Source organism: Clostridium sp. C8, assembly GCF_001010885.1.
GTDB lineage: Bacteria > Bacillota > Clostridia > Clostridiales > Clostridiaceae > Clostridium > Clostridium sartagoforme.
Window position 1 is genome coordinate 1 of the sequence record NZ_LBMX01000027.1, and the last position, 2,109, is coordinate 2,109.

Annotated in this window: 2 protein-coding genes and 1 rRNA gene; 1 reads left to right on the plus strand and 2 read right to left on the minus strand. The window is 27.9% G+C overall.

What is annotated here, in order from left to right; genetic code table 11:
- Positions 1-252 precede the first annotated feature (252 nt).
- Positions 253-369 (plus strand): 5S ribosomal RNA (rrf, locus tag AAT22_RS03920).
- Between the two features lie 56 nt (positions 370-425).
- Here rrf and AAT22_RS19245 read toward each other — a convergent pair.
- Both AAT22_RS19245 and AAT22_RS03925 read right to left on the minus strand, forming a co-directional pair.
- A complete protein-coding gene (locus AAT22_RS19245; RefSeq protein WP_172655000.1) occupies positions 426-563 on the minus strand; it encodes a hypothetical protein in 138 nt (45 codons plus the stop codon).
- 164 nt (positions 564-727) lie between these two features.
- Positions 728-1,708 carry an ROK family protein gene (locus AAT22_RS03925; protein WP_016209195.1) on the minus strand — a complete coding sequence of 327 codons (981 nt, stop codon included), beginning with the start codon at positions 1,706-1,708 and terminating at the stop codon, positions 728-730.
- Positions 1,709-2,109: the final 401 nt, after the last annotated feature.

Consider the following 2,109-nt stretch of genomic DNA (forward strand, 5'->3'; position numbering starts at 1 on the left):
AGGTCAGAGGTGTAAGTGTGGTAACATATTTAGCTGACTGATACTAATAGGTCGAGGGCTTGACCAATAAAATAAAGATATGGCTTAAATTTATATTCGTGTGCAATTTTCAGAGAACACTCTGAATAAGGAATACAAATTACTAGCGTAATTTGTATAAGTTCCGGGAACCAAATCGAAGATCTTGATAAGGAAACTCAACTGCGTTGAGTGCGTTCGATATCTAAATCAGAGATTTAGGATTTCACAGCATCTGGTGATGATGGCGTAGAGGAAACACTCCTTTCCATTCCGAACAGGAAAGTTAAGCTCTATAGCGTCGATGGTACTGCATGGGAGACTGTGTGGGAGAGTAGAACGTTGCCAGGTTAGCAAAAAGACTTAAGATAAATCTTAAGTCTTTTTATTTATATAAAATTATTTGTTTATTTTGTTAAAACCAATCCTTTACTTCTTATGCAAGTACATTCTCTAGCTTCTTGCGTATGCAAGCATTGATATTTTACTTTTTTAGGTGATATTATTTCTTGTGACTTCTTTATGGTCTTTTCTTGTGAATTCATTTAATACACTCCTTATTAATTAATACATATAAACAATATTATATATCAACTAATATTAATTATCAATATATTGATATCATAAGTAAATGGAAAGTATGGTAAAATAAAATATATAACTCATATACAAGTTTAATAAGATTTATATCATATAGAATTTGTATATTTTAGTAATTTAAATTTTTTTCATAACGACATTTTGCATAGAACGCAGCACCTATCATTCCAGCAGAATCTCCAAGTTCAGCAGGAACTATTGAACAAGCTTCTGCTGATATTTTTAAAGCGTGATTTTTTATGACTTCTCTTGTTTTCTTTAATAATCTGTCTCCAGCTTTAGACATGCCTCCACCAATTATTATAATTTCAGGATTATACATGTTTATAACATTTACTAATCCATATCCTAATAATTCACCAGTTTCATATAATGTACTAATAGCAACAGTATCTTCTAAATCAAAAGCCTCAGAAATCATATTAGCTGTAATTTTATTATAATCATGATCTATCCAATCTGAAATAATACTTTTTTCACCCCTATCTAATTTATCTTTTAATGTTTGAATCATTCCAAGTGCAGAAACATAGCGGCCTAAACAACCAGAACTACCACATTTACAAGAACGACCATTACGATACATATTCATATGTCCAATTTCACCTACACTAGATGTGGCTCCATATAAGATATGTCCATCAATTATTATTCCTGCGCCTAATCCGGTACCTAATGTTAATAAGACAATATTATCTTTATCTTTTCCAGCACCAAAATATCGTTCACCATATAGATTAACACGTACATCATTATCAATGAATGTAGGAATATTTAACGTGCCTTCAATAAATTTTACTATATTTACATTTTCCCAATTATAAAAGTTAGGAGAAAACTTTGAAATTCCATTTTCAACATCAAGAATTCCAGGAACTCCTATACCTATACATATAATATCTTTGCTTGATAGGTTATGAGAAGTTAATAATGAAGACACTGTATTAGCAATTTTATTTATTACATAATCAGATCCTAAGATTGCTTTTGTAGGAACTCTAACCTCATGTATTTTAATAAAAGAATTATTAAATAAGGAAGTTTTAAGATTTGTTCCACCTAAATCTATACCTATATAAAACTTGTCCATGAATTATCCTCCATAATAGATTTTAATAATCAATAATAATTCTATAGGTAATATAGAATATTTTCTATGTAAAATATTTTGAAATTACAAACAAAATTATACTTTTTATTGTGTAAGGTGTAATAAGTAGAATATTTCATAAAATAACTACAGTATACTCTGAATAATCTGAAAAGTAAAATAAACATAACCTTGTATATCAATATGAATAAAACAAAGAAAATAAAAGAAATATAAAGTAATTACATAATAATAGATAATAAATAGGTATTTATAAATATTATTATCTATTATTAGATGATATTATGTAATACGTTGCTAGTGCAAATCGAATTAATAAGTTTAAGAAAAATTTAAAAAACTTATTGACAAGGAAATGCATAAGTGATAAGATAATGAAG

Coding starts and splice junctions, on each gene's coding strand:
- AAT22_RS19245 (WP_172655000.1), bottom strand. CDS start 563: ATGAATTCACAAGAAAAGACCATAAAGAAGTCACAAGAAATAATATCA.
- AAT22_RS03925 (WP_016209195.1), bottom strand. CDS start 1,708: ATGGACAAGTTTTATATAGGTATAGATTTAGGTGGAACAAATCTTAAA.